At 69.9% G+C, this 24438-nt stretch carries 23 protein-coding genes; 10 read left to right on the top strand and 13 right to left on the bottom strand.

The window, feature by feature from the left end; all coding sequences use genetic code 11:
* Positions 1-56 precede the first annotated feature (56 nt).
* The 8 genes from ADL15_RS53370 to folP all read right to left on the bottom strand — a co-directional run bounded on the left by ADL15_RS53370 (position 57) and on the right by folP (position 6756).
* On the bottom strand, positions 57-2087 hold the full coding sequence (locus ADL15_RS53370; RefSeq protein WP_157441734.1) for a hypothetical protein: 2031 nt from the start codon (positions 2085-2087) through the stop codon (positions 57-59).
* Between the two features lie 139 nt (positions 2088-2226).
* Complete coding sequence (locus tag ADL15_RS32510) at positions 2227-2718, bottom strand: hypothetical protein (RefSeq protein WP_067699149.1); 492 nt, start codon at positions 2716-2718, stop codon at positions 2227-2229.
* 86 nt (positions 2719-2804) lie between these two features.
* Positions 2805-3086, bottom strand: coding sequence for a hypothetical protein (locus ADL15_RS32505; RefSeq protein WP_394326963.1), 282 nt, complete (start codon positions 3084-3086; stop codon positions 2805-2807).
* Between the two features lie 16 nt (positions 3087-3102).
* Entirely contained in the window at positions 3103-4344 is a 1242-nt protein-coding gene (locus ADL15_RS32500; protein WP_067699145.1) for an ABC transporter permease, read from the bottom strand.
* A 127-nt stretch (positions 4345-4471) separates the two neighbouring features.
* Positions 4472-5005: a DUF3180 domain-containing protein gene (locus ADL15_RS32495; RefSeq protein WP_067699143.1), complete on the bottom strand. Its 534-nt coding sequence runs from the start codon at positions 5003-5005 to the stop codon at positions 4472-4474.
* Complete coding sequence (folK, locus tag ADL15_RS32490) at positions 5002-5529, bottom strand: 2-amino-4-hydroxy-6-hydroxymethyldihydropteridine diphosphokinase (protein WP_067699141.1); 528 nt, start codon at positions 5527-5529, stop codon at positions 5002-5004. Before folK ends, ADL15_RS32495 begins: the two co-directional genes overlap by 4 nt.
* Positions 5526-5891, bottom strand: coding sequence for a dihydroneopterin aldolase (gene folB / locus ADL15_RS32485; protein ID WP_067699139.1), 366 nt, complete (start codon positions 5889-5891; stop codon positions 5526-5528). Before folB ends, folK begins: the two co-directional genes overlap by 4 nt.
* A 28-nt stretch (positions 5892-5919) precedes the next feature.
* Positions 5920-6756, bottom strand: coding sequence for a dihydropteroate synthase (folP, locus tag ADL15_RS32480; protein WP_157441736.1), 837 nt, complete (start codon positions 6754-6756; stop codon positions 5920-5922).
* Between the two features lie 363 nt (positions 6757-7119).
* On the opposite strand from folP, the gene ADL15_RS32475 reads away from it, so the two are divergent.
* Genes ADL15_RS32475 through ADL15_RS51925 form a run of 7 tightly spaced genes read left to right on the top strand, consistent with a single transcriptional unit; the run spans position 7120 to position 15345 of the window.
* The gene (locus tag ADL15_RS32475) at positions 7120-7416 is read left to right on the top strand and encodes a hypothetical protein (protein WP_067699135.1); all 297 of its coding nucleotides are present in this window, start codon (positions 7120-7122) and stop codon (positions 7414-7416) included.
* A gap of 1 nt (position 7417) precedes the next feature.
* Entirely contained in the window at positions 7418-7780 is a 363-nt protein-coding gene (locus ADL15_RS32470; protein ID WP_067699133.1) for a hypothetical protein, read from the top strand.
* Positions 7777-11109, top strand: coding sequence for an ATP-binding protein (locus ADL15_RS32465; protein ID WP_067699131.1), 3333 nt, complete (start codon positions 7777-7779; stop codon positions 11107-11109). The genes ADL15_RS32470 and ADL15_RS32465 overlap by 4 nt, the downstream gene beginning before the upstream one ends.
* Position 11110: 1 nt before the next feature.
* Entirely contained in the window at positions 11111-13075 is a 1965-nt protein-coding gene (locus ADL15_RS32460) for a hypothetical protein (protein ID WP_067699129.1), read from the top strand.
* 4 nt (positions 13076-13079) lie between these two features.
* On the top strand, positions 13080-13625 hold the full coding sequence (locus ADL15_RS32455; RefSeq protein WP_067699127.1) for a hypothetical protein: 546 nt from the start codon (positions 13080-13082) through the stop codon (positions 13623-13625).
* Positions 13622-14743: a M23 family metallopeptidase gene (locus tag ADL15_RS32450; protein WP_067699125.1), complete on the top strand. Its 1122-nt coding sequence runs from the start codon at positions 13622-13624 to the stop codon at positions 14741-14743. The genes ADL15_RS32455 and ADL15_RS32450 overlap by 4 nt, the downstream gene beginning before the upstream one ends.
* On the top strand, positions 14743-15345 hold the full coding sequence (locus ADL15_RS51925; protein ID WP_083972029.1) for a hypothetical protein: 603 nt from the start codon (positions 14743-14745) through the stop codon (positions 15343-15345). Before ADL15_RS32450 ends, ADL15_RS51925 begins: the two co-directional genes overlap by 1 nt.
* A 1-nt stretch (position 15346) precedes the next feature.
* Here the strand turns inward: ADL15_RS51925 and ADL15_RS32445 are convergent, their stop codons facing one another.
* Positions 15347-15775, bottom strand: a complete 429-nt coding sequence (locus ADL15_RS32445; RefSeq protein WP_232344667.1) for a hypothetical protein — start codon at positions 15773-15775, stop codon at positions 15347-15349.
* Positions 15776-16126: 351 nt separating this feature from the next.
* Between ADL15_RS32445 and ADL15_RS32440 the strand changes: the two genes are divergently transcribed.
* The 3 genes from ADL15_RS32440 to ADL15_RS32430 are packed head-to-tail and all read left to right on the top strand — an operon-like array spanning position 16127 to position 19804.
* Positions 16127-18730 carry an FtsK/SpoIIIE domain-containing protein gene (locus tag ADL15_RS32440; RefSeq protein ID WP_083972027.1) on the top strand — a complete coding sequence of 868 codons (2604 nt, stop codon included), beginning with the start codon at positions 16127-16129 and terminating at the stop codon, positions 18728-18730.
* Positions 18727-19500 carry a hypothetical protein gene (locus ADL15_RS32435; RefSeq protein ID WP_067699123.1) on the top strand — a complete coding sequence of 258 codons (774 nt, stop codon included), beginning with the start codon at positions 18727-18729 and terminating at the stop codon, positions 19498-19500. Before ADL15_RS32440 ends, ADL15_RS32435 begins: the two co-directional genes overlap by 4 nt.
* A 43-nt stretch (positions 19501-19543) precedes the next feature.
* The gene (locus ADL15_RS32430; protein WP_067699121.1) at positions 19544-19804 is read left to right on the top strand and encodes a hypothetical protein; all 261 of its coding nucleotides are present in this window, start codon (positions 19544-19546) and stop codon (positions 19802-19804) included.
* A gap of 62 nt (positions 19805-19866) precedes the next feature.
* On the opposite strand, the gene folE is transcribed toward ADL15_RS32430, so the two are convergent.
* From folE to tilS, 4 genes are all read right to left on the bottom strand, one after another.
* Positions 19867-20514, bottom strand: a complete 648-nt coding sequence (gene folE, locus ADL15_RS32425) for a GTP cyclohydrolase I FolE (RefSeq protein WP_083972025.1) — start codon at positions 20512-20514, stop codon at positions 19867-19869.
* Complete coding sequence (gene ftsH / locus ADL15_RS32420) at positions 20511-22523, bottom strand: ATP-dependent zinc metalloprotease FtsH (protein ID WP_067699117.1); 2013 nt, start codon at positions 22521-22523, stop codon at positions 20511-20513. The genes folE and ftsH overlap by 4 nt, the downstream gene beginning before the upstream one ends.
* Positions 22524-22822: 299 nt before the next feature.
* Complete coding sequence (gene hpt / locus ADL15_RS32415; protein WP_067699115.1) at positions 22823-23398, bottom strand: hypoxanthine phosphoribosyltransferase; 576 nt, start codon at positions 23396-23398, stop codon at positions 22823-22825.
* Between the two features lie 65 nt (positions 23399-23463).
* Entirely contained in the window at positions 23464-24438 is a 975-nt protein-coding gene (gene tilS, locus ADL15_RS32410) for a tRNA lysidine(34) synthetase TilS (protein ID WP_067699113.1), read from the bottom strand.

Genomic DNA, 24438 nt, shown 5'->3' with positions numbered 1-24438 from the left:
GGTTCTTCGGGGTCGTCACCGGGCCCGGCAGCTTCGCCAGCTGCCGGGCGGTCAGGTCACCAGTTCTTCTGGTCCGGAGGGTCACCTCGGTAGCCGGGCATGTTGGCGAAATCGGCCAGCGAGCCGACGTTGGTGTCGTTGGCCGAGGGGCGGTGGCGGCGAGCCTTGTACTGGGCGGAGTCTTCCGGGTTGGTGGGGAAGCCACCGCTGTCCGGGTCGTAGCCGTCCTCGGGGCCGTAGCCGGGTCCGTAACCGGCCTCGGGGTCGTAGCCGTTGTCGGGGCCGTAGCCGTTCCCCGGGCCGACCTCGGGACCGTAGGTGTTGCTCCCCGGGCCGTAGGTGTTGTCCGGGCCGTAGGCGTTGTCCTGGACGTAGCCGGGCGGGGTGCCCGGGTCGTGGTATCCGCCGGTGGCCGGATCGTGGTACCCGCCGGTGGAGGGGTCCTGGTAGCCACCCGCGGCCGGATCCTGGTAACCAGCGGTCGCCGGGTCCTGGTAGCCACCTGCGGCCGGGTCCTGGTAGCCGCCGGTAGCGGGGTCCTGGTAGCCGAATTCGGTGCCGGGAGGGCCGGAGTTCGGGTTGGTGGGTCCGGTGTAGCCGTCGGGGCGGCCGTATCCCGGGCCGCCGGGGCCGCCAGGGCCGCCGGGGCCGCCAGGGCCGCCGGGGCCGCCAGGGCCGCCGGGGCGGACGGCGGCTGCGGCGCGCGGGGGGCCGGACATGGCGGTCTGGCCGCCGGAGCCGTAAACGCCGCGGACCTGACTGGGGATCACACCGGGGGCGCCTGGGCCGGGCATACCGGGTCCGGGCATTCCGGGGCCGTTCGGGCCGGGGACTCCGGCACGGGCGGGGCCGGGCATACCGGGCCGCGCCGAGCCGGGCCCGGCCATCCCGTTCGGGCCGGCCATCCCGCCGGGGCCGGGCATGCCACCCGGGCCGGGCATGCCGTTCCCGCCGGGACCGCCCATACCGCTGCCGCCCGGGCCGACGGGCATGCCGCCGGGGCCCGGCGGGGGTGCCACGGAGGCCCGGGCCGCGCCCGCGGCCGGCATCGGCACCGAGGCCGCACCGCGCTGCCGTGGCATCGAGCCGCCGGGCGGGGCCACCACCGCACCGACCGAGGCCGAGCCCACCGAGGCGGAACCGGCGGCCGGGCCGCCGACCGAGGCGGAACCGGCGGGTACCGCGGCCGACGCGCGTCCCGCCGGACCACCGGGGGACATCGGGCGGGCGCTGCCCGCGACCACGGCACGGCCGCCGTTGCCCCGGACCGGTTCCGGAGCGGGCGCGCTGGGCTGGCCGTACTCGTCGTAGTAGTCGTTCTGCTGGTCGCCGTAACCGAGCTCGGCGTCGTAGCCGTTGGAGCCCGGACCGTAGGTGGCCGGCTCGTCGAAGCCGGGCTGAGGGTCGAAGCCCTGCTGATCGTCGAAACCGGGCTCGTCGTAGCCCGGCTGTTCGATGAAGGAGGGCCGGCCGTTGAAGGCGCCCTGCGGCGGGCGGCCGCCCGGGCTGAAACTTCCCGCCGGCGCGAAGCCGTTGGGCCCGCCATCCGGGACGAAGCCGTCGTCCGGCGTAAAACCGTCCTGAGCGCCACCCTCCGGGCCGAAACCGTCGGCGACGAAGCCGCCGTCCGGGCCGAAGCCGTTGTCCGGTGGGAAGCCGCTCTCCGGGCCGAAGCCGACTCCATGCTCAGCGCTGCCATTTGACTGCGGACCGTAACCACTCGCCGTGGCGGCGCCGACCTGCGCCCGGCCGCCCGGCTTGCGTGGCGTCAGGGGTGGTCGATGCGGATCCGGCCCACCGGCCGGCGTCGATATCTCCGCCTTCAGCTCCTTGCGGAGCCGGTCCATCTCTTCCGCGACGCGATCCTCGACATCCATCCGAAGCAACACCGGATCGCTGCGGATCAGCACCGACGCGCCGATCAGCACGACGCTGACCGCGATCAGCAGCACCGCGAAGCGCGCCGAGTTCGAGTTCCCACCGAGCAGCACCACGGCCGCGGCCAGCGGGGCGAGAGTTACGCCCGCCCAGACCAGGCCGCGGAGCAGGCGTGCACTGTGTCCCGCTTGAGAGTCGCGTTCCGGCATGGGCGCTGATGTTACCGAGAGTGCGCCCGGGACGAAACGGCCGAACGCCGGGTGGCATACACCGACCCGGCGTTCGGTACATCCGTCGAGCGGCCGTCAGCCGGTGGCGAGAGCGCCGTCCGGGCCGGTCCCGCTCGGCTCATCGGGTCCCGCGGCGGCCGCCCAGGGTGGCCAGGCCGACGATCCAGCCGACGAACAAGCCGTAGCTCGCTCCGCTGCCAGCCGCGTTGAACGCGCTGATCAGCGACGGGTTGGTCAGGAAGAGCGTGGCGAGCAGGGCGGCGAACCCGCCCGCGAAGATGTACGCGGCCCAGCCGGCGAAGAACTGGCTGATCGTGCCGCGGGCCCGGGCCAGCTGCGAGCCGGGCAGCAGGTAGAGGAAGAGCAGGGTCAGCACGACGAGCAGAATCGCCTTGAGGTCGCCGACGATCACGTCGCGCAGCGACTCCGAGGTGTCGAACGTCCAGGCCGGCCAGTGCAGCAGGCGCAGCCACCAGCCGCCCGCCGTGTTCGGGTTGGTGTTGTCCGCGGCCCAGTCCCCGTACCAGGGGCTGCCGAAGACCAGCACGAGTATGAGCGCGGCGAGGGTGCCCGCGCCGGGCGCGGTCTTGTATCTGTTTCCGAGAGCCATGGCCCCGCTATTCCCAGCGGGGCCACGCTCTCAAACGATGGGCGTCACTACATGCCCAGAGGGCGGCGATTGATGCCCGCGACGCCCTACTTACTCAGATAGTCGATGAACGCGGCCCGCAGCAGCGGCTCCTGAGCGCCCAGGTCGCGGCCCTCGAATTCACGCCAGAGCGCGACGGCCTCGTCCACGGTCGGTCCGATCGAGTTGGGCGCGCCGTCCAGGGACGCGGCCTCGTCGGAGTCGGGCAGGTGCTTCAGCACCGACCAGAAGAAGCGCACGTCGTGGTGCTCGCGGGCCTTGGCGAAAGCGCGCTCCCGCAGCTCTTCGGTGGGCAGGGCGTCGAGTTCGGCGAAGCCGGGCATGGTCATGTCCGAAAGCATACTTTCAGCGGGTGGCGCCCCAAGGTCCGTCGTCCCACCGGTCGCTGCGCGCGGCCGGGGCGGCCGGCGTGTTCCAGGTTTCCGGCAGGGTCGGCGACCAGGTGGTGAGGCCGCCGGACGGCGCGGCGTTCCAGTCCGCGGCGGCGGCCGCACCGGCCAGGCGACCGTACGACTCGACGATCCGGGTGGCGACGAGCCCGGCGATGAACACCGTGCCGGCGATCGCGAAGAGCGAGATGTCCAGCTCCCGGCGGGTCTGATAGTCCAAGAACAGGGTCAGCCCGGTGACCGCGAAGAGCGTGCCGAAGATGCCACCGCGCCGGCCGTATGCGCTGGTCCCGCCGAGCAGGGCCAGCCCGAGGCCGATACCGGTCCACTCCAGCCCGGTGCCGGGCCGGATCGGGTCGGCCGTGTTGCCGGCCAGGATCACGCCGGCGCCGGCCGCGAAGACCGACGAGAAGATCAGCGCCAGCAGCACCGGCAGCACCACGGCGGAGCCACGCCGGGCGGCCGGGTCGCCGACCGGGCGCATCCGGCCGAAGAACCGGCGCACCGGGCCGATCGCGCCGAGCCCGCCACCGAGCACGGCCAGGATCGCGAAGCCGCCGAAGAGCAGGAACGCGCGGTCGGTGGGCTCCCAGGTGCCCTGCACCGCGACCGGGTCGACCCGGAGCTGGTCGAAAGTGATCACTCCGAACGCGGCGGCCAGGGTGGCCGCCCAGCCGGGCACGTGCAGCAGCAGGATCAGCGCGCCGACGATCAGGCCGCCGACCGCCGCGATGATCAGGGCCGGGACGAGCGCCTGGAGGATGCCCTTGTCGCCGTTCTCGGCGAACTGGAACTCGGCGGCCAGCACGATCGGGCCGATCGCCAGGTTCGGCACGCCGGCCCGCAGCGACAGCCCGGCGCCGAGCGCGACCAGGCCGATCGCCGCGCCGGCGACCAGCAGGCCGTCCAGCGCCGGCCGCTGCAGGGCGGCGGAGTCCTCGCGCCACAGCAGGAAACCGAGCACACCGGCGACCACCAGGAGGACGACCTCCCAGCCCAGGTGCACCCCGAGCCGGTCGCGGCCGTCGTCCTCGGCGGGACCGGCAGCCGGGATCGCGGTCACCGGCGCTGCCAACGACTGGTCGAGCGTCCCACCCGCCACGGCGTCCTCGAACTGCACGCGGCGACGGTACGCAGCCGGATCGTTCTCGGCCGTGCTCTCACCCGGCCGACGCATCGTGGTGTCGTCGTACGCCATGGTCCGCGCCTCCTTACGCCTCCACGAGCGGTTCGAGGCGCACGCTACTCCGGGACAGCCCGCCCGCCGCACAGAGTACGGATACGAAGCGGACTCAGTTCAGACCCGCCGACGACGAGTCCGCACGTCAGCGGCGACCGGTCGGACGGTCGGAGCCGTCGTCCTCCCGATCGGGCCGGTCCGGCACCCGGCAGGTGCGCTCCAGCCAGAGCGCGGCGCCGACCAGCGCCGCGGCCGCGAACAGCGTGGTGCCCACGGTCGGCACGTCCGACTGGGCGGCGTCGGTGGGCTCCAGCGCCAGCCAGGCGAGCACGCCCGCGGCGAAGCCACCGGTGAGCGAGCCGACCAGCGAGGATGCCTTGGCGAGTGCGACATACCGCGCCACCACCAGCGGCTCGACGCGCGGTGCGCCGGGTTTGCGCTGGATCCGGGCGCCGGTGTTGTGCGCCAGATAGGCCTCGGCGAAGGCGAGCCCGAACAGCACGATCGCGGCCGTCCACGGCAGCGGGGTGAGCCGGTAGAACACCTGGTTGTATCCGAGCAGCAGCCAGCCGAGGGCCGCGCCGACCAGTGCGGCGACCACCAGAGCCGAGACGCTCGTCGGCTGCAGTGACGGGTCGGTCCGGCGCCCGCTCGGGGAACCGTCGGGATTGGCGCTCACGTAGTCGACTCTAGCGACAGATCCGGACGCGGCGTCACTGCGGCGACGTCGGCGGCGAGTTCCGGCACAGTCAGCAGATCGGCGATCCGGCCGTGTCCCGGCAGCTCGCCGCCGGGCTGCAGGTCCAGCCACGGGCGCAGCACGAAGGCGCGCAGGTGGGCGCGCGGATGCGGCAGGGTCAGCTCGGGGTCGTCGCTGGTCACCGCCCGGCCTTCGGCGTCACACACGGCCAGCACGTCGACGTCGAGGGTGCGCGGGCCGTACCGGCGTTCCGGGTCCCGCTCGCGACCCTCGGCCGCCTCGCACGCGCGGGCGCGGGCAAGCCAGTCGCGCGAGGTCGCGGCCGCGTCCTCGGCGAGGAGCACGGCATTGAGGTACGGCGGCTGCCCGGTGTCGCCCCACGGCGGCGTCTCGTACACCCCGGACACCTGCCGGACGCTCCCGCCGAGCAGGGCCACCGCCGCGCGCAGGTGCTCCAGCCGGTCACCGAGGTTGCTGCCCAGCGACAGCACGGCGCGGGTCACCGGGCGCGCTCACGGCGCAGGGTCACCGCGACGTCGGCGAACTCGTGCGGGATCGGCGCCTGCGGCTTGTGCACGGTGACCTCGGCGGCGACCACCCGCGGGTCGGCCAGGCAGACGTCGAGCAACCGGTCGGCGAGCCGCTCCAGCAGGTTGACCGGCTCACCGGTGAGCACCCCGACCAGCGCGGAGGCCAATTCGCCGTAGTGCACGGTGTCCGCCACGTCGTCGGTCACCGCGGCACGTTCAAGATCAAGATCCAGGTGTACGTCCACGACGAAGTCCTGGCCCTGCTCGCGCTCGAAGTCGTACACGCCGTGGTGGCCGCGGGCGCGCAGGCCGGTCAGCGTGATCCGTCCGGTCAACGGTCTCTCCCTCGCTCCAGGTGGCACGTCAGCTCGGCTCCCCGCCGTACGAAATCTGGTTTGTCATGAGTCGCGGCGATCCGGTGGCGCGCCAGACGGCCAGTGCGTCGACGGTCTCGCGGACCTCATGGACCCGGACGCCCCAGGCGCCGGCGGCGGCGGCCAGCAGTGAGGTGGCGAGAGTGGCCGCCTCGCGGCCGTCGACCGGGCGCGGCGTGCCGTCCGGACCAGCGAGGAGCCGGCCCAGGTAGGTCTTGCGGCTGGCCGCGAAGAGCACCGGGAAACCGAGGTCGACGAGGACGTCCAGGCGGGCGCTGAGTGCCCAGTTGTGTTCCGCGTTCTTCGCGAACCCGAGCCCCGGGTCGAGAACGATCTGACCGGGATCGACACCTGCCGCGATCGCGGCGTCGGCCCGGGCCCGCAGTTCGTCGCGCACCTCGGTGACCACGTCCCGGTAGCTGGCGAGCTGCTGCATGTCGCGGGAGTGCCCGCGCCAGTGCATCAGGATCCACGGGCAGCCGGCCGCCGCGGCGACCGCGGCCATGCCCGGATCGGCCAGACCGCCGGAGACGTCGTTGATCGCCATGGCGCCGGCCGCGAGGGCGGCCTCGGCGACCGCGGCTCGCGTGGTGTCGATGCTCAGCGGGACGCCCGCGGCGGCGAGCTGTTCGATCACCGGCACGACCCGGGCCGCCTCGGTCGCCGCGTCCACGCGCTCGGCGCCGGGGCGGGTGGACTCGCCACCGACATCGACGATGTTTGCGCCCTGGTGCATCAAAGAAATGCCATGTTCGACGGCGGCGCCCAGGTCGGCGTACCGCCCGCCGTCGGAGAAGGAGTCCGGGGTGACGTTCAGGACGCCCATCACGACCGGGTGATCCCGGTGCAGCAGCTCAGCGCTGGTGACCTGCGCTTCTGTCGGCGGAGTCGGCACCCGTAGAGAGTACGGGGCAAGGGTCGTTCGAACAGGTGTACGATACGTGATGACTCAGATTCAACCACTCCTTCACCTTGAGTAACGAAACGGACGCTTGTTGCTCGCAAGTACGAGCCGTACTCTTCGGTCTTGGGCATCATGAAGTGACCGAAGAGAGCAGACGAGCATGGCAATGCCCGAACGGCTCACTCGACGTGGTGAGCTACAGGCAGCACGATATGGGCGTTGCCGAACGGCTTCACCACTGCAGCGTGTCCGTACCCCCCATACCGGACACGGGGAGGTTTACCGATGATCGCCACCGAGCTCGCCGGACAGGTCACGACGGCGTTCCAGAGCACTGTGCTCGCCGCCGCCGCCGACCCCAAGGGCATCAACACCTCAGGCATCGTCACTTTCTTCGCGAGCAACGTCGCGCCGATCCTGCTGGCCGTGCTGGGGGTCATCTTCATCGGCCGCGCCAGCCGCGGTGAGATCTCCAAGGTGCTCACCAGCTCGGCGATCGCCATCGTGGGCCTGGCCTTCATAGCCGGCGCCGCGACGCTCTTCTTCCTCGGTGACTACCTGATCAAGTTGATTTTCAACTGAGATGCGGCTCCGGACCGACGACGACATCTACCGGGCCCGCCTGGTCTATCTCGGCCCGCCCGGGTACACGCTGCCCGTCCACCTGCCGTACGCGCAGTACGGCATGTTCGTGGTGCTGGTGCCGCTCTTCATGGTCATTCACTACTTCCTCACGCTCGAATTCGACCCGTTCCCGGCCTGGGAGATCGCCCTGGCCATGGTGACGACGTCGTACGTGTTCCGGCATGTCGATCCGGACCGGCCGGCCCGGATGGTCATCCGCACCGCGCTCACCGACTGGCGCCGCACCCGCGAGCCCGCCATCGAGCGACGCGACCCGAGGCTTGTCGCTACGCGCATTCGGGTTCGGGAGGAGTTGGTATGACCAGCGGGAATCCGTCGCAGGGGCATCCCCGCGGAGGTGAGTCGTCGCCGGGCAGGCAGAGTAACGGTGTGCGCTCGGACAACTACTCCTCGCCGGACTCCCTCGACGAGGTCGAGGAGCTGGTCACCGCCCCCGGTCACGGTGGCGTGGGAGTGTTCCAGGCACCGAACGCGGTCCGTTCGCACGGCGCCCCGGTCGACACCACCTTGGACATCGACTCGCCGTTCCTCGATCTCTTCGGCGGCACCAGCACGCCCGCCCGGCCGATCCCGGCCACCCGTCCGAGTGATCTTCCGGCAAACCCGGAGGAGACCAACGGCCGCCGTGCCAACGGATCCGGCGGATCGAACGGATCCCGTGCGGTGCCGCTGCCGGCCGCCCCGATCGCGGAGCCGCCGGTCGCCGAGCCGCCCGCCGCCGACGGCTGGCAGGGCGCGCCGTTCACCCGGGCCCCGGCCGGCCCGGAGCCGGACTATTTCCCGGAACCCGCCGCGGTGCCCGACGACCCGGACGCCGACGACTGGTCCGAGTACGACGAGTGGCCGCCGAAAGCCGCGCAGCCCGCTCCCACCCCGGCGCCGGCCCCGGCCCTTTGGCAGAGTGTCGCCGCTCCCGCCGAGTTGCCGCCGGCTCCCGAGCCCGTCGCGGCCGCCCTGCCGGTGCCGGTCCCGGAGAAGGCACCCGCCCGGCGCAAGGAGAAGGCGCCGGCCCGCCGGGACCCGTCCCGCGGCCGGGAGCCGAAAGCCCAGAAGCCGGTGCCGCTGCGCCCGCAGAAGCTCAAGTTCAACGACCGCGACCCCTCGATCGAGCTGGCGATCAGCGAGATCGCCGGGCACCTCACGTTCACCCAGAGCACCGTCACGGCCTGGTACTACCTGCCCGAGGTCCGCTGGGCGTTCCGCCCCGACGCGGAACGTGAGGCGCTGCTCAGCGCGATCTCCGAGCAGTACGCCGGTCTGGCCGGGTTCCGGCTGCACCTGCGGCGCACCACCCGGCCGTTCCCGGCCGACGAGTGGGCCCGCACCGTCGACTCGTTCACCGCCAAGCCGCTGCCCGACGTGCACGGCGGGACGTCCTGGTCGGACCACCTGGTCGCGGCGCAACGGCACCTGCTCTCGGTGAACCACGCGGAGGGGCAGACGTACCTCGGTGTCACGTTCGCCCGGCGCTCGCTCGGCGACACGTTCTCCGAGCGGGTCCTGCGCGCCTTCGGCCGCGGCACGTCCGAGAACGAGCGGCGCAAGCTCGGTCGTACCGTCGAGCAGTTCGACGAGGTGCTCAACGCGTTCGGCATGCGCGGCCGGCGGGTCACCCCGCAGGAGCTGGAATGGCTGCTGTTCCGCTCGGTGGCACTCGGCATGGCCCCGCCCGGCCTGCTCTCCCCGGTCTCCAACGGCCACTGGGAGACCGGCGACCTGCTCGCGCTGACCGAGCAGGTGGAGCGGTACCGCACGCCGTACGGCTCCACGGTCAAGCTGGTCAACCGGATGACCGGCGAGGAACGCCACGTCGCGGTGCTCTCGGTCGGCCGGATGGAACCGCTGGAGATCCCGGAGAAGCACGAGCCGTGGATGCACTTCCACGAGCGCCTGCCGTGGCCGATGGAGCTCTCCTCCCGGCTCGACATCCTCGGCTCGAACAGCTCGTTCAAGAACCTCGAGCACCGGCTGCGGATGATCCGCTCACAGCAGCTGGACTACGCCGAGCACGGCATCGACGCGCCGCCCGAGCTGGAACGCCTGGCCAAGCGCGCGCTGGTGATCGGCGACGAGATGACCACCGGGCTGCCCACCGACTCGGCCCGGGCGCACGGCTGGCACCGGATCGCGGTCAGCGGCGCCAACCGCGAGGAGTGCCTGGAACGCGCCCGGCGGCTGATCCAGCTGTACTCCCGGGAGTTGCGGATCTCGCTGCAGCACCCGAAGAACCAGGACCAGCTGGCCCGCGAGTTCATCCCGGGCGAGCCGATCGCCAACACCGGGTACGTCCGGCGGATGCCGGTCAAGCTGCTCGCGGCGGCACTCCCGCAGGCCGCTTCCACGGTCGGTGACCGGCGTGGCGACCTGATCGGGCGTACCGCGGGCACCTGCCGCCGGCCGGTCTTCCTCGACCTGCACTTCCCGATGGAGGTGCGGGAACGCTCCGGGCTCGGCGTCTTCGTGGCCGAACCCGGTGGTGGCAAGTCCACGCTGATGGGCGCGCTCGGCTATCTCAACGCCCGCCGCGGCGTGCAGGTGACCCTGCTCGACCCGTCCGGGCCGCTCGCCCGGCTGTGCTCGATGCCGGAGCTCAAGCCGTACAGCCGGGTGATCAACCTGACCGGTTCCGAGCAGGGGACGCTCGCTCCGTACGCGCTGATCCCGACCCCGGTCCGCTCCGAGTTCTCCACCGGCGCCCCCGGCGACCGGGAGTACGAGATCGCGGTCTCCAACGCGCGGGCCGAACGCCGCATGCTGGTCCAGGACATCTGCTCGATGCTGGTGCCGCCGCAGGTCGCCAAGGAGGCGTCCACCGCGACGCTGCTGCGGCACGCGGTACGCCAGGTCCCGGCCGAGGAGACGTCCACCCTCGACGACGTGGTCACCACCCTGCAGCAGCTGGACAACGACGAGGGCCGCGAGCTGGCCAACCTGCTGCTGGACACCGCGGAGATGCCGCTCGCGCTGCTCTTCTTCGGCCGGCCGCCGGCACACCTGCTCGGTGCGGACGCCGCGCTCACCGTCATCACCATGGCCGGTCTGCGACTACCCGACCTGAAGATCGAGCGGGAGTACTGGTCGGCCGAGGAGTCGCTGGCACTGCCGATGCTGCACACCGCGCACCGGCTCGCCGTCCGGCGCTGCTACGGCGGCTCGATGTCGTCCCGCAAGATGGTCGGCCTCGACGAGGCGCACTTCATGGAGGGCTGGCGGTCCGGCCGGTCGTTCCTGGTCCGGCTCGCCCGCGACTCCCGGAAGTGGAACCTGGCCGCGATGGTGGCCTCGCAGAACCCGCGCGACATCCTCGGCCTCGACGTGCAGAACCTGGTCTCCACCGTCTTCGTCGGCCGGATCGCCGAAGACCAGGAGATCGCTTCCGAAGCGTTGCGGTTGCTGCGGGTCCCGGTACACGACGGGTACGAAGCGACCCTCGCGTCGCTGTCCCAGGTCGACACGTCGTCCCAGCACCGGCTGGGCTTCCGCGAGTTCGTGATGCGGGACGTGGACGGTCGGGTCCAGAAGGTTCGCGTCGACGTCTCGTATGTCGACGGGTTGTTGGAGCACCTGGATACGACGCCTGGAGCGGCGCAGCCGACGGTGGTGCCGCTCCCATCCGACCTGGAGGTTTGAGATGGTGCGGCGGGGGTTGGCGCTATTTTCGGCTTTGGTTGTGATGGTGGTGGCGTCGATCGCTTGGGCGGTCGCCGCCCCATCGAGCGCCTATGCCGCGCCGGGCAAGGCGCCGGGCGGCGCTTGCAGCATTGAAGAGTGGCAGGGCGATTTCCGCCAGTGCGTCAGCCGGCTCAAGGAGAGCGTCGGCGAGAAAGCCTCCTGCCAGAGCGCTCCAACCGCAACTACCCCCGACTCTGGCCTCGCAGGCTGGTTTGCCGAGAGGCCACAGGCCTCAAACGAGCCTGGCCCCAAGGGCATGTACACGCTTTACGGATATGCTGGCTACAGTTTTCCGAACTACGACCAAGAAGCCGGATGCGCGGCACCGATCACCGAAGCCGATTCCCGAGTCGAGTCAACCATCGCGAATGGCGAATTCATGGTGGCGACTGCCGTCATCGGAGCCTCGAACGCACTTCGCGAACGGGCCTGGGATCCCCAGTCGCTGTGGGGATGGGCCGACACACTCGTCGAGCAGGCAACCACGGCGGTTTATCAAAAAGTATTCACCGTATTCGGCGTGATCACGCTTGCAATCGTTGGCATCTACCTGATGTGGCGTTCCCGGCAAGCCGACATGGGAGCGGCCACAACAACCGCTGGCTGGGCAATCCTAGTCATGGTCGGAGTAACGGCTATTGCGGCCTGGCCGGTCCGATCAGCGAACCTGGCCGACCAAAGCCTTGTAACGTCGCTTAGCGTAATTCACGACGCTATTGGACCTCCCGCCCAAAGCACCGATCCGAGCGAATGCAAGCTCGGAAAACCCGACGCATGCACGGAAAAGCGGCCGCCTGCGGTCCGAGCGAGCGACACGGCAACCGAAACGACGCTCTACCGCAACTGGCTGCGCGGGGTCCTCGGATCGGCGGATAGCCAAACCGCTCAAAAATACGGTCTCGCACTCTACGATGCATACTCTTTGCGCTGGGACGAAGCCGAAGAAATCCGAAAGAATCCGGCGATTCGAACTGCCACGCTGGAGCGCAAGAAGGATCAGTGGAAGATCCTTGCAGCACAGATCGAGACAGAAGACCCTGAAGCTTATTCATACCTGCAAGGCACGAATGGCATGGAACGAATTGGATCGGGTTTCATCGCCGCCCTTGCTGCGCTGATGTTCGCGATGTTTGATCTGACCGCTTCGATTCTTGTGCTTCTCGGTTTCCTCATCTTCCGATGGGCAGTAATTGCGGTCCCAATCTTAGGAACGGTCGGACTCCTCCGGCCCGCCAGCGCAGGCATCCGGCGCCTCGGAAATGCTGTCGTGGCAGCAATCTTCAACATCGCCATCTTCGGCACTGGTGCCGCGATCTACCTCTTTGCCGTCGACCTGATCATGAACACCGCCAGCCTCGCCGGTTGGCTGCAGGTTGTGCTGGTCTGGCTCTGTGGCGTGGTCGGATGGCTGCTACTACGTCCCTATCGCCGGATCACACAGCTCGGTGGCAAGGACGGCGCTGCCACGATCGCATCCGGAGGTTCGTGGCATCGCCGCTTCTTCCGAGATATGCGGGAGGCAGCCAAGCTCGACGTCGCCGAGGGTGGCGACACCCGTCCGATGATCGGGAAGGACGGGCGTGTGGTCTTCGCCGAGCAGCGAAACCTGCGTCCTGAAGCCCGGCTTGAAGATCCCGCTCACGCCGCGGCGTCCCGCAACGAGACGACCGTTACCACGGCGAACGACGGTTCGAGGCGCGCGCTGCCAGCACGGCCGGACGGCAAGGAGACGGTCCGGGAGACCACCCCTGTCGCCGAGTCGACCGACGCAGGACGGCCGACACCGAGTCGTACCCGGCGCAACGCCGAGTGGACCGAACCGGACGTGGCAGAACGCCCAGCGTCGTATGCGATCTATCGGCCGGAGACGGGTTCCACCACCCAGGAACCGGCAACTCCGCGGGTGCGCTCCGAGGCGAGGTGACCACATGTCTGGGGTGATCGCACGCGCTCTCAATGCCGTCTTCCGCAGCCGGTGGGGCGTCGCCCTCGTGCTGGCCGTGATCGTGCTGGCCGTCGTCGGTGTCGGCCGGCTCTTCTCGGACGGGAAGTCAGGTTCGCCCACGGTGGGCCTGGGTTCACCCGCCCCGGCGATCAGCATCAACCCGTCAGATGACGACAGTGTCGTCTCGTCGGAGCCGCCGCCTACGCCGAAGACCGTTCCCGGGCGGGCTCAGCCGGACGCCGTCGCCTACGCGTTCGCCTCCGCGTGGGTCAGCCACACCGGTGTCACCTCGAAGAAGTGGGTGGATCGCCTCCTACCGAACGCCACCACCGACCTCGCGGAAGAACTCCGCGGCGTGGACCCGGCCGGCGTCCCGGCAAGCCGGGTGATCGGCCGCCCGGTCGTCGACGCGGTCAACGACAGCATGGTCAACGCGGTGATCACGATGGATTCCGGCAAGCTCAGCCTCCGCCTGGTCGCCCCGGACGGCCACTGGCTGGTCGACGGCATCGACTGGGAAGCCGCGTGAGCCTACGGCGGCCGCGCAAGGCCATTCTCCTCATCGCACTGGTGACGACGCTGGCCGTGCTCTGCTGCGCCGGCAGCGTCACGCTGATTCTGTTCGGCGGGCTCGACAAGGACGACGAACAGGCAAACATGAACGCGGCGGCGTTCGGCTGCGGCGAGGCCGGCCCGATCGATGCGAACGCCAAGCTGCCCACCATCAAGCAATACGGCGCCGATCAGGTCCGCAACGCCTCCATCATCATCAACGTCGGCGCGAAGTTGAAGATGCCGCCGCGTGCCTGGGTGATCGCCGTGGCCACCGCGATGCAGGAGTCCCGGCTGGTCAATCTCGGTAACCTGGGTTCCCGGAACGACCATGACTCACTCGGCCTGTTCCAGCAGCGGCCCAGTTCCGGCTGGGGAACGCCGACACAGGTGCGGAATCCGGAGTACGCCGCCACGAAGTTCTACGAAAAGCTCAAGAAGGTTCGGGGCTGGCAGGGGAAGTCACTCACCCGCGCAGCGCAGTCCGTGCAGATCAGCGCGTATCCGGACGCGTATGCCAAGCATGAGCCGGTCGCCACCCAGCTGGTGAACATGTTGGCGCACGGCGCGGCGAACGCGGTGGGCAGCTCGACCTCGATGACCTGCGCGGTATCCGGGCAGATCGCCGCCTCGGGTTGGACGGACCCGGTGCACGCGGAGGTCGGTTCCGCCTTCAGGTCGCCGGAACGACCCAACCATCAAGGTGTTGACCTGATCGCCAGTCGGTACACGCCGATCACCGCGGCGGCGAGCGGCATCGTTTCGATGGTCAAGTGCGACGAGGACTTCCGGGGCAGGAAGACCTGCAATGTCGACGGATATCCGGGCAAGGGCGGATGCGGCTGGATGGTCGAGATCCAGCACGCCGGTAACGTGATGACCCGTTACTGTCACATGGTGCAGAAGCCCTTCGTCCAGAAGAACCAAAAAGTGACCGCTGGTGAAGTCATCGGCCGGGTCGGCACCAGTGGAAACTCCTCTGGCCCGCACCTGCACTTCGAGGTTCACATGAACAATGACCGATCGAGCTCAGGCGCCATCAACCCCGTTCCGTTCATGCAGCAGCATGGCGCGGCTCTTGGCAACGCAGGATGATGGACGATTCATTCCCGGACCCTTTTCTCGACCAGGCACACTGGGGGCTCGAGCCACCGAGGCCGATAGCTCCGGTTCCGGCCACAATGAGCGGCCAACTACGTGGCCGCCGAGTTCTCATCGGACTTCCCGGCCTTGGTTGGCGCGGCGATCTTCGCGCCGACGAAAAGGTCGTCCAGGGCAGTCGAACGTACATTCCGGTCATGCCGGAATCAGAATGGTACCGGGCCGAAGCCGAGCAGACTGAAGTGTTCGCCGCACTCATTCCGATCGACCGGGTGTGGGTGGAGGACTTGGGCGTCGCCGGCTTGCCGGGGGTCACCTCGCAGGCAAAACCTCAACTTGTCTCACTCGACGAGCCACCTCGGCGTTCGCCGATACCAGCAGAGCAAGCCTCTTCGTTGACCGGACGCCGCATAGCCAGACTCCTGGATGACGGCGGTGAACAGCGCGACCTTCGAGCTACCACTGAGCTGTACTCCAGCGAAAGCGGTGAAGTATGCGCGAGAGTGGCTACCGAACTCGAGTGGTACCGCTGGTCATGGAACGGCCGGCTTCCGCAGACCCTCGAGGTTCCTGCGAATCTTCTCTGGGTCGAATAGATTATAGGATCGGACTGGCAGAGCAAACTCGCCATCCGTCATCATCGATCATTTCGAACTTCCAGGGATCAAAGGTTTCTTCCGCTCCACCGGAAATAGTTCTTATGATGTCTGCCGTGGCGGTGGCGCGGGTTCCCGAAGTCTGGACAGTCAGGTTCTTCCAGTTCACCATAATTCCAACCGAGTACTTACCCTCAGTCTTTTTGATCTCGTCCCGGAAAGAACTCAGACGACTTAGGTCGCTGTTTTCCTTGCAGGTGAACAGCGTTGACTCTTTGTCGTCACGATCGGCAAGATAAGCGCCCAAAAAACTAACCAAAACGGCGCTCGGGTCCGACCGCTTCACCTCGGTGGCGTTGTCGTAGACGGCGACGATTACGCCCACGCCGCCCAGGCACAACAAGGCCATCACCCCCGCCCCCAGCGCCACCCACAACCGCGCCTTCCGGCTCCGCAGCCGCCCCCTCCGGCCCCGAGGCGCCTTCACCCCGCCCACCGGGCTCGGGACCGGCGGGACCGCCGGGGGTGTGGGGCCCACTCCGGTCTCCGGCTCACGCGGCTGCATACCTACGACACTAATTCGTCCTCGCGCTCCCTTCACGACAGGGCGAGTGCCCAATCGCACTCACCCGCCCGCGCCCGCACCGAAGGGCGACACTCCGGACATCTCCTGATAGGACATACCCCGGGACCGGCCCCCGCGCGGGCCTCGCGACCGCACCGGGACCGCATTGCGTGGACCACCGCAGGTCTGGGATAGGTTTTATGCGCGCGACAGGAGGTGACGGCAGTGGCGGATTCGGCTCTGCGGGTCCGGCAGGCCGCTGCTTTGCACCGGCAGGCGGTGGCGACAGCGGACGCGGCCTCGGGCGCGCTGGAAGCGTACGCACCAAGCGTCGCTGACCCGCGTGAACAGCATCGGCTTGCGGAACACCTGAGGGTGGCCGCTGCCCAACTCGCGCCGGGGTGGCTAGGGGCGCCCTTGGAGGCGCTGACCCCGCAGGCGCCGCTCGGTGGCGGGCAGTCGCCGCAGTTCGTCCGGATCGGGGTGGCGCAGCCGCTCGACGACGTCCGCTTCCCGGCCATCGTGCCGCTGCTCGGGACCGGTCATCTCACGGTCGACGCCAGCGCCACCGACCCGCGGGTGTTCGGCCTGCTCCGGGCGATCCTGCTGCGCCTGTTCGCGGCCGCGCCGGCCGGGTCGCTGCTGGTGCGCGCGGTGGACGGCGTCGGTGGCGGCTCGGTCTTCCAGCCGTTCGAGGAGCTGTTCGACGCCGGCCTGATGTCGCCGCCGGCGATCGACCGGCAGGGGCTGCGGGACGTGCTCACCGAGGCGGAGAAGTGGCTGCGCCCGGCTCGCAGTGGCGGCAGCACCTCGCGCCGGATCCGGCGGGACCGGATGCTGCTCGTGGTGATCGCCAGCCTGCCCGAGCTGACCGAGGGCGAGGAGCTGCGCCGGATCGCCGCGCTGGCCCAGCAGGGTCCGGATTCCGGGCTGCACCTGATCGTGGCCGGCTGGCCGCCTCCGCCGCTGACCGCGGAAACTACCCAGGCCCCGCTGCCGCGCACCACGTCGGTCTCGGTGCGCAACCCGTTCGCGGTGGTCGGCGACCCGCCCGGTGGCTCGTTCGGGTCGACGCCGGACGCGCCGTGGCTCAACGCACCGGTCTTCCTCGACGAGGAGCCGCCGCGGCACCTGATCGACGCGGTCTGCCACGAGCTGGCCGCGCACACCGCGGCGGCGTCCCGGGTGACCCTCTCCGACCTGCTGCCGGAGCCGGCCGAGGAGCTGTGGTCGGCGGACGCGGCCGGCGGGGTGGAGACGGTGGTCGGGCATCACGGTGACGTGCCGCTGGTGCTGCGGTTCAACGACCTGACCCCGCACTGGATGGTCGGCGGCCGGTCCGGCGCCGGCAAGACCGCCTTCCTGATCAACGTTTTGTACGGCCTGGGCACCCGCTACTCCCCCGACGAGCTGGCCCTCTACCTGCTCGACTTCAAGGAGGGCGTCTCCTTCGCCGAGTTCGTGCCGACCCAGCGCGACCGCACCTGGCTGCCGCACGCCCGCGCGGTCGGTGTCGAGTCCGACCGGGAGTACGGCCTAGCCGTCCTCCGCGAGCTGGACGCCGAGATGGGCCGCCGGTCGATGGCGTACAAGCGGGCCGGTGTCGCCCGCTTCGCCGACCTGCGCGTGGTGGCGGCCGAGGAGGGCCGGGGGCGTCCACTGCCCCGGGTGCTGTGCGTGATCGACGAGTTCCAGGTGCTGCTGGCCGGCAACGACCCGACGGCCGCCGAGGCGGTGAGCCTGCTCGAGTCGCTGGCCCGCAAGGGCCGGTCGTACGGCATACACCTGGTGCTGGCCAGCCAGACCGTGCTCGGTGTCGAGGCGCTCTACGCCAAGCGTGATTCCATCTTCGGCCAGTTCCCGGTACGGATCGCGCTGCCCGGCGGCGGCGACGTGCTGGAGCCGACAAACGACTCGGCGGCCGGCCTGCCGCTGGGCAGTGCCGTGGTGAACACCGCCGGCGGTCTGGGCGGCCCCCGTGGCGCCACCCGCGGCCACGAACGGGTGGTCCGCTTCCCCGACCCGCACGCCGACCAGCGACTGCTCAGCGACCTGCGGCACAAGCTCTGGGGCGCCCGCGACCCGGAGGCCGTCCCGCCGCGGATCTTCGCGGGGTACGCCCAGCAGCACCTGGCCGACGACCCCACCTATCGTGCCGCGCTGGCCGGTCGGGCGTCCCGGCCGACCGCCCTGGTCGGCCGCATGATCGACGTGAGCCTGTCGACCGCGGCGTTCCCCCTGGACTCGTCGCCGGGCCGGCACCTGGCGATCCTGGGGTCCCAGGCGGCCGGCGCCGAGGTGCTGGACGCCGCGGCACGCAGTGTGGCCGCCTGTCATTCCCCGCGGACCACCCGCTTCGTGATCGCCTCCCTGGTCGCCGAGGGTGACGCGCTGGCCGAGGCCCTGGCCGCGGAGATCTCGCACCGCCAGGAAGTGGTCGTGGTGGACGCCGCCGGGCTGGCCGCCGAGCTCGTCTCGGACCAGCCGGGTTACCGGGTGGTGTTCGGGATGGACGCCGCACCGCCGGGTGGCCTGAGCGGCCTGCGGCAGCTGCTGCGGGAGGGGCCGAGCCGGGGCGCGCACCTGCTGTCCTGGTGGCGCGGGGTGCGCCGGTTCGGCGAGGAGACCGGCGGCAGCATGGGCCGCGAGGACGTGGCCGGCCTGCTCTTCCTGAACGTGCCGCAGTCCGACGTGACGCTGATGCTGAGCCGCTCGGTCGACTGGCAGCCCCGGCCGAACCGCGCGCTGCTGCACGACCGCCACACCGACCGCACGGTCACCGTGGTCCCCTTCGTCCACCCGGAGAGCGACCACCCATGACCGAGCAGACCGAACACGGCCGGGTGCCCTACCAACCGAGCTCGGCCCAGGGCCAGGGCTCGGCCCAGGGCCAGGGCTCGGGCCAGGGCTCGGGCCAGGCCGGTCCGCCCGCCCAGGTCGTCTCGCCGGAGGCCGGGCCCTGGGCCGCCTATCTGGCCGCCGCACGGGAACTCGACGCGGTGCGACGCGCGGCGAGTTCGGTGGCCGGGGAGCAGGCCGCGACGATCGACGCGGCCCGGCAAGAACTTTCTTCGGTACGAGCGCGGCTCGCACCGCAGCGCGCCCGGCTGGTGCGCGACTTCGGCGTACCAGAATTGGATCTGACGCCCTATGAGGGTGAGCGGGCAGCGGCGCTGGCCGCGGTGACCGGCGGACCGGAGGCCGTCCTGGCCGCGCTGCGACAGGCCCGGACCACAGCGGACGCCGCGGATCACGCGTTCATCGGTCCGGTGCCGGCCGGTCCGGGCCGCCCATGGGCGCGCAACCTTCTGGTGTACGGCCCGTTCGCCGCGGCCGTGCTGTTCGTGCAGATCGTGCTCTACCTGGTGGCACCGAGTGGCTCCCTGCCCACCTACACGCTCCTGTGCGGGCTCAGCATGCCGCTGCTGGCCTTCGGGCTGGGGTGGGCCACCATCGGCTTCGTGTGGGGCCCCGACGCCGAGAAGGGCGGGGCCTCGCCGGATCGCACGCCGGTGGTGGGCATCGTCGCCTGCCTGACCCCGGTGCTGCTGACGTGTATGGGTCTCGGCCTGCAGTCCCTGTTCAGCTGAACCCGCCTGATCCGATCCGGACAAAGACTGCGAGGGGTAGACCGTGGCGAACGTCGAAGAGGTAAAGGTGAACCTGGCCGCGTCGGTGGACGGCGCCGGCCGCGCGATCACCGGCATCCAGGTGGTCGCCGACCAGCTGGACCAGTCGCTGGCGCTGCTGCGGATGACCGCTGTCGGGTCGTTCCACCCGAGCACCGTGGCGGCCATCTCCCAGCTGGAGCAGGCCCGCACCCGGCTGGACGAGGCGACCCAGCTGACCCGCGCCGCGATGGACTCGGCAAATCAGTTCCGCGCGATGATCTGACCCTCGGCGTACGAAAAAGGCGGCCCGCTCAGCAGGCCGCCTTCTCGAAGAACCGCACCCGCTCAGCGGGCGTTGATCAGTGCCATCGCCTCGGCCCGGACCTTGCCGTCGGTCTGGAACGCGCCCCGGACCGCCGAGGTGACCGTCCGCGCGCCGACCTTCCGGATGCCGCGCATCTCCATGCAGAGGTGCTCGCACTCCAGCACCACGATCGCACCGCGCGCATCCAGCTTCGCCATCAGCAGATCTGCTATTTGCGACGTGAGGCGCTCCTGCACCTGCGGGCGCCGGGCGAAGACCTCCACCAGGCGGACCAGTTTCGACAGCCCGGTGATCCGGCCGTTGGTGCCCGGGATGTAGCCGATGTGCGCGACCCCGGTGAACGGCAGCAGGTGGTGCTCGCACATGCTCTGCACCTCGATGTCGCGGACCAGGACGAGTTCCTCGTGGTCCGCCTCGAAGGTGGTGGTGAGCACGGTCGCCGGGTCGACCCGGAGGCCGGCGAAGAGTTCCGCGTAGGCCCGGGCGACGCGGGACGGGGTGCGTACCAGACCGTCCCGGTCCGGGTCCTCACCGATCGCGATGAGGATCTCCCGGACCGCTTTCTCGATCCGCCCGAGGTCGACGGCGTCCTCCACCGGAGTTCCGGTGAGCTTGCCATCGACCAGCCGGGCGGCGAGATAGTCGAGTTCGTCTTTGGTGCTGATCAGTTACTGCCTTCCACGGCGCCGTTGGAGTTCGGCCCCACGGCAATCTGACCATCCGCCTCGGCCTGCGCCTTCAGCTTCGCCCGCTCGGCGGGCGTGACCACCGGCGGAGCCTCCGACGGCAGACGCTTGCCGAAGCCGTTGAACGGCGCCATCGGCGCACGCTTCTGCACCCGGGCGCAGATCCGGCTCATGTCGTCCTGGGTGATGGTTTCCTTCTCCATCAGCTCCAGGACCATGTTGTCGAGCACGTCGCGGTACTCGACCAGGATCTCCCACGCCTCGTCGTGCGCGAGCTCGATGAGCGCACGCACCTCCGAGTCGATGTCGGCGGCGACCGAGTCCGAGTAGTCCTTCTCGTGGCCCATGTTGCGACCCATGAAGGGCTCGTCACCGCTGGTGCCGTACTTGACCGCGCCCAGCTTCGAGCTCATGCCGTACTGCGTGACCATGGCCCGGGCCAGACCGGACGCCTTCTCGATGTCGTTGCCGGCGCCGGTGGTGGGCTCGTGGAAGACGAGCTCCTCGGCGGCCCGGCCACCCAGCGCGTACGCCAGGGTGTCGATCATCTCGGCGCGGGTCTGGGTGTACTTGTCCTCGGTCGGCAGGACCAGGGTGTGACCCAGCGAGCGACCGCGCGGCAGGATCGTCACCTTGTGCACCGGAGCCGAGTGCGGCAGCGCGTAGGCGACCAGAGCGTGTCCACCCTCGTGGTACGCGGTGATCTTCTTCTCGTTGTCGCTCATCGCCCGGGTGCGGCGCTCGGGGCCGGCGATGACCCGGTCGATCGCCTCCTCGAGGTACTCGTTCGAGATCGCCCGCTTCTCGTGCCGGGCGGTCAGCAGAGCGGACTCGTTGATCACGTTGGCCAGGTCGGCGCCGGAGAAACCGGGCGTCCGGCGGGCCACCGCGTCGAGGTCGACGTCGGGCGTGAACGGCTTGCCCTTGGCGTGCACCCGGAGGATCGCCTTGCGGCCCTCCATGTCCGGGTTGTCGACCGGGATCTGCCTGTCGAAACGGCCCGGACGCAGCAGCGCGGGGTCGAGGATGTCGGGCCGGTTGGTGGCCGCGATCAGGATCACGCCACCCTTGGTGTCGAAGCCGTCCATCTCGACGAGCAGCTGGTTGAGCGTCTGCTCGCGCTCGTCGTGACCGCCGCCCATGCCGGCGCCGCGGTGCCGGCCGACCGCGTCGATCTCGTCGACGAAGACGATCGCCGGAGCGTTCGCCTTGGCCTGCTCGAAGAGGTCGCGGACCCGGCTCGCGCCGACGCCGACGAACATCTCCACGAAGTCCGAACCGGAGATCGAGTAGAACGGCACCCCGGCCTCGCCGGCAACCGCGCGGGCCAGCAGCGTCTTACCGGTACCGGGCGAACCGAAGAGCAGCACGCCCTTCGGGATCTTCGCGCCCAGAGCCTGGTATTTCGCCGGGTTCTGCAGGAAGTCCTTGATCTCGTGGAGTTCCTCGACCGCCTCGTCGGCGCCCGCCACGTCGGCGAACGTCGTCTTCGGCGTGTCCTTGGTGATCATCTTCGCTTTGGACTTGCCGAAGTTGAGCACCCGCGAGCCGCCACCCTGCATCTGCGACATGAACAGCAAGAGCAGGACCACCAGAATGGCGATCGGCAGCAGGTTGATCAGCAGACTGAGCAGGATGTTGTCGCCGGAGACCGTGGCATTGGTCGTCCCGCTGATCCGACCGGCCGTCTTGGCCGCCTGGACGTCAGCCCAGATCTGATCGGTGACCTCGTAAGGATATTGGGTTTCGATCTTGTCGGTGGTCTTGCCGTTGAACTGTTCGGGATCCTTCAGGTCGATCTGGAGCGTCTGCTCCTTGTCCTTCTGGACGACCTTCTCGATCCCGGGCAGGTTCAGACGGTCAAGCGCGACCGAAGTGTCCACCCGTTGGTAGCTCGGACCACTGGTGAAGATCGAGCTCAGCGCCACTACGCCGATGATCACCAGAATGATCCAGACCACCGGGCGGCGGAAGAAACGCGTACGTTCCATACTGTTGTCGGGCGCCAAGCGCCCGGACCCTCCTGATCTGGCGTCCTGGTCACCTCAACGTCAACCGCCCACCGGCGGCTGCCGGAAATCAATTCCCCCGCTTGGCCGCGGCGAATCACTCCCAGCCCCTCCGGCGCTCGTGACACCACGCCATCGGTCACTCGACCGTACACCGTAGGCACCGCTTGCGAACCCGTGAGGCCAAGGGGCGAACTCCACGTAACCCCCCGCATTCCAGCGTGTTTCAGTAATAAAACGGTTCATAACCACCATTACTGAGAACACGCTGAGAAAACGGTTCAGCTACGGGCGTAGACCTCCGGCTTGAGAACGCCCACGTACGGCAACTCTCGGTAGCGCTCCGCGAAGTCCAGCCCGTAACCGACCACGAACTCGTTGGGGATGTCGAAGCCCACGTAGCGGACCGGGACCTGCACCTTGACCGCGTCCGGCTTACGGAACAGCGCCACCACCTCGACGCTGGCCGGCTGCCGCGACTCGAGGTACTTCATCAACCAGGACAGGGTCAGCCCGGAGTCGACGATGTCCTCGATGACCAGCACGTGCCGGCCGGTGATGTCCCGGTCCAGGTCCTTCAGGATGCGGACGACGCCGGACGAGGTGGTGCCCTGTCCGTACGACGAGACCGCCATGAACTCCATCTCGGTGGACGGGCCGTGCCGTCCCAGCGCGCGGGCGAAGTCGGCCATGAACATGACCGCGCCCTTCAGCACGCAGACCAGGAGAATGCCTTCCGTGGCTTCGGCGTGGTCAACCGAGACCTGCTTCGCCAGCTCATCGATCTTCTCGCGGATCTCCTCTTCCGAGATGATCACGTGGTCGATGTCGGCTTCGTACCAAGAGCCATCAGCCATGGGACTAAGCCTGCCGCATGGAGGTTACCGTTCGTGAAACGGGGCCTGTTTCCGATCCCGATCGCTCACTTGATATGGGCCGGAACCACCCGAACGAGGTCACTTCCCCGCCGTTCGACGCCGATTCCGGCCGGCAGGAAGACCGAACCCTGCCCGTGCCAGCCGGTCACCAGGGCGTCCAGGGCGATCACGTGCGAGTACGCCAGCGCCCCACCCGGCGCTCCCAGCTCCCGCGCCCACCGGTGCAACACCCGGCCCCGGACCGCGGCGAGCAGCCCGGCCAGCACCGGCACCGACAGCCCGGCGGCCGAGCGGGACTGCTCCAGGGCGGCGGCGGCCAGCTCGTCCAGCGCCGCGTTGTCCACCGCCACGAGCGCGGCGGTCCGGGCCAGGTTGCCCACCACGGCCGGGCCCAGCTCGGCCACCAGGGTGGGCAGCGCGGTCCCACGGACCCGGGACCGGGCATACGCCGGATCGGTGTTGTGCGGGTCCTCCCAGGGCGCCAGGCCCAGGGCGGCGCAGGCCTTGCGGGTGTCCGCCCGGGCCACGTCGAGCATCGGCCGGCGGAACACCCCGCGCCGCTCCGGCATACCGGACAGCCCGCGCGGGCCGGCCCCGCGGGCCAGCGCCAGCAGCACCGTCTCGGCCTGGTCGTCGCGGGTGTGCCCGAGCAGCACGGCGGCCGCGCCGAACTCACCGGCGGCGGCCTCGAGGGCCTCGTAGCGGGCGGTCCGGGCGGCGGCCTCGGGGCCACCGGGCCGGCCGGTCACCGTGACGGTGGACACCCGCACCGGGTCGAAGCCGGCGTCCCGGGCCCAGGCCGCCACCGACCGGGCCCGGCGGTCCGAGCCCTCCTGCAGCCCGTGATCCACCGTGACCAGGCCGGCCCGGCCCAGCACGAACCGGGCCGCGGCGGCCAGCGACAGCGAATCCGCCCCGCCCGAGCAGGCGACCAGCACCAGGGCGTCCGTCGGCAGGTCGGCCAGGCAGCGGCGGACCGCCGAGCGGACCGCGGCGACCGGCGCCGGGATCCGGGCCAC

Source organism: Actinoplanes awajinensis subsp. mycoplanecinus, from assembly GCF_001509495.1.
Classification (GTDB): Bacteria; Actinomycetota; Actinomycetes; order Mycobacteriales; family Micromonosporaceae; genus Actinoplanes; species Actinoplanes palleronii.
Note: the sequence above shows the minus strand (reverse complement) of the source record. Positions and strands in the feature narration are given on the sequence as shown.

Coding starts and splice junctions, on each gene's coding strand:
- ADL15_RS53370 (WP_157441734.1), bottom strand. CDS start 2,087: ATGCCGGAACGCGACTCTCAAGCGGGACACAGTGCACGCCTGCTCCGC.
- ADL15_RS32510 (WP_067699149.1), bottom strand. CDS start 2,718: ATGGCTCTCGGAAACAGATACAAGACCGCGCCCGGCGCGGGCACCCTC.
- ADL15_RS32505 (WP_394326963.1), bottom strand. CDS start 3,086: ATGACCATGCCCGGCTTCGCCGAACTCGACGCCCTGCCCACCGAAGAG.
- ADL15_RS32500 (WP_067699145.1), bottom strand. CDS start 4,344: ATGGCGTACGACGACACCACGATGCGTCGGCCGGGTGAGAGCACGGCC.
- folP (WP_157441736.1), bottom strand. CDS start 6,756: ATGGGCGTCCTGAACGTCACCCCGGACTCCTTCTCCGACGGCGGGCGG.
- ADL15_RS32475 (WP_067699135.1), top strand. CDS start 7,120: ATGATCGCCACCGAGCTCGCCGGACAGGTCACGACGGCGTTCCAGAGC.
- ADL15_RS32470 (WP_067699133.1), top strand. CDS start 7,418: ATGCGGCTCCGGACCGACGACGACATCTACCGGGCCCGCCTGGTCTAT.
- ADL15_RS32465 (WP_067699131.1), top strand. CDS start 7,777: ATGACCAGCGGGAATCCGTCGCAGGGGCATCCCCGCGGAGGTGAGTCG.
- ADL15_RS32460 (WP_067699129.1), top strand. CDS start 11,111: ATGGTGCGGCGGGGGTTGGCGCTATTTTCGGCTTTGGTTGTGATGGTG.
- ADL15_RS32455 (WP_067699127.1), top strand. CDS start 13,080: ATGTCTGGGGTGATCGCACGCGCTCTCAATGCCGTCTTCCGCAGCCGG.
- ADL15_RS51925 (WP_083972029.1), top strand. CDS start 14,743: ATGGACGATTCATTCCCGGACCCTTTTCTCGACCAGGCACACTGGGGG.
- ADL15_RS32435 (WP_067699123.1), top strand. CDS start 18,727: ATGACCGAGCAGACCGAACACGGCCGGGTGCCCTACCAACCGAGCTCG.
- ftsH (WP_067699117.1), bottom strand. CDS start 22,523: ATGGAACGTACGCGTTTCTTCCGCCGCCCGGTGGTCTGGATCATTCTG.
- hpt (WP_067699115.1), bottom strand. CDS start 23,398: ATGGCTGATGGCTCTTGGTACGAAGCCGACATCGACCACGTGATCATC.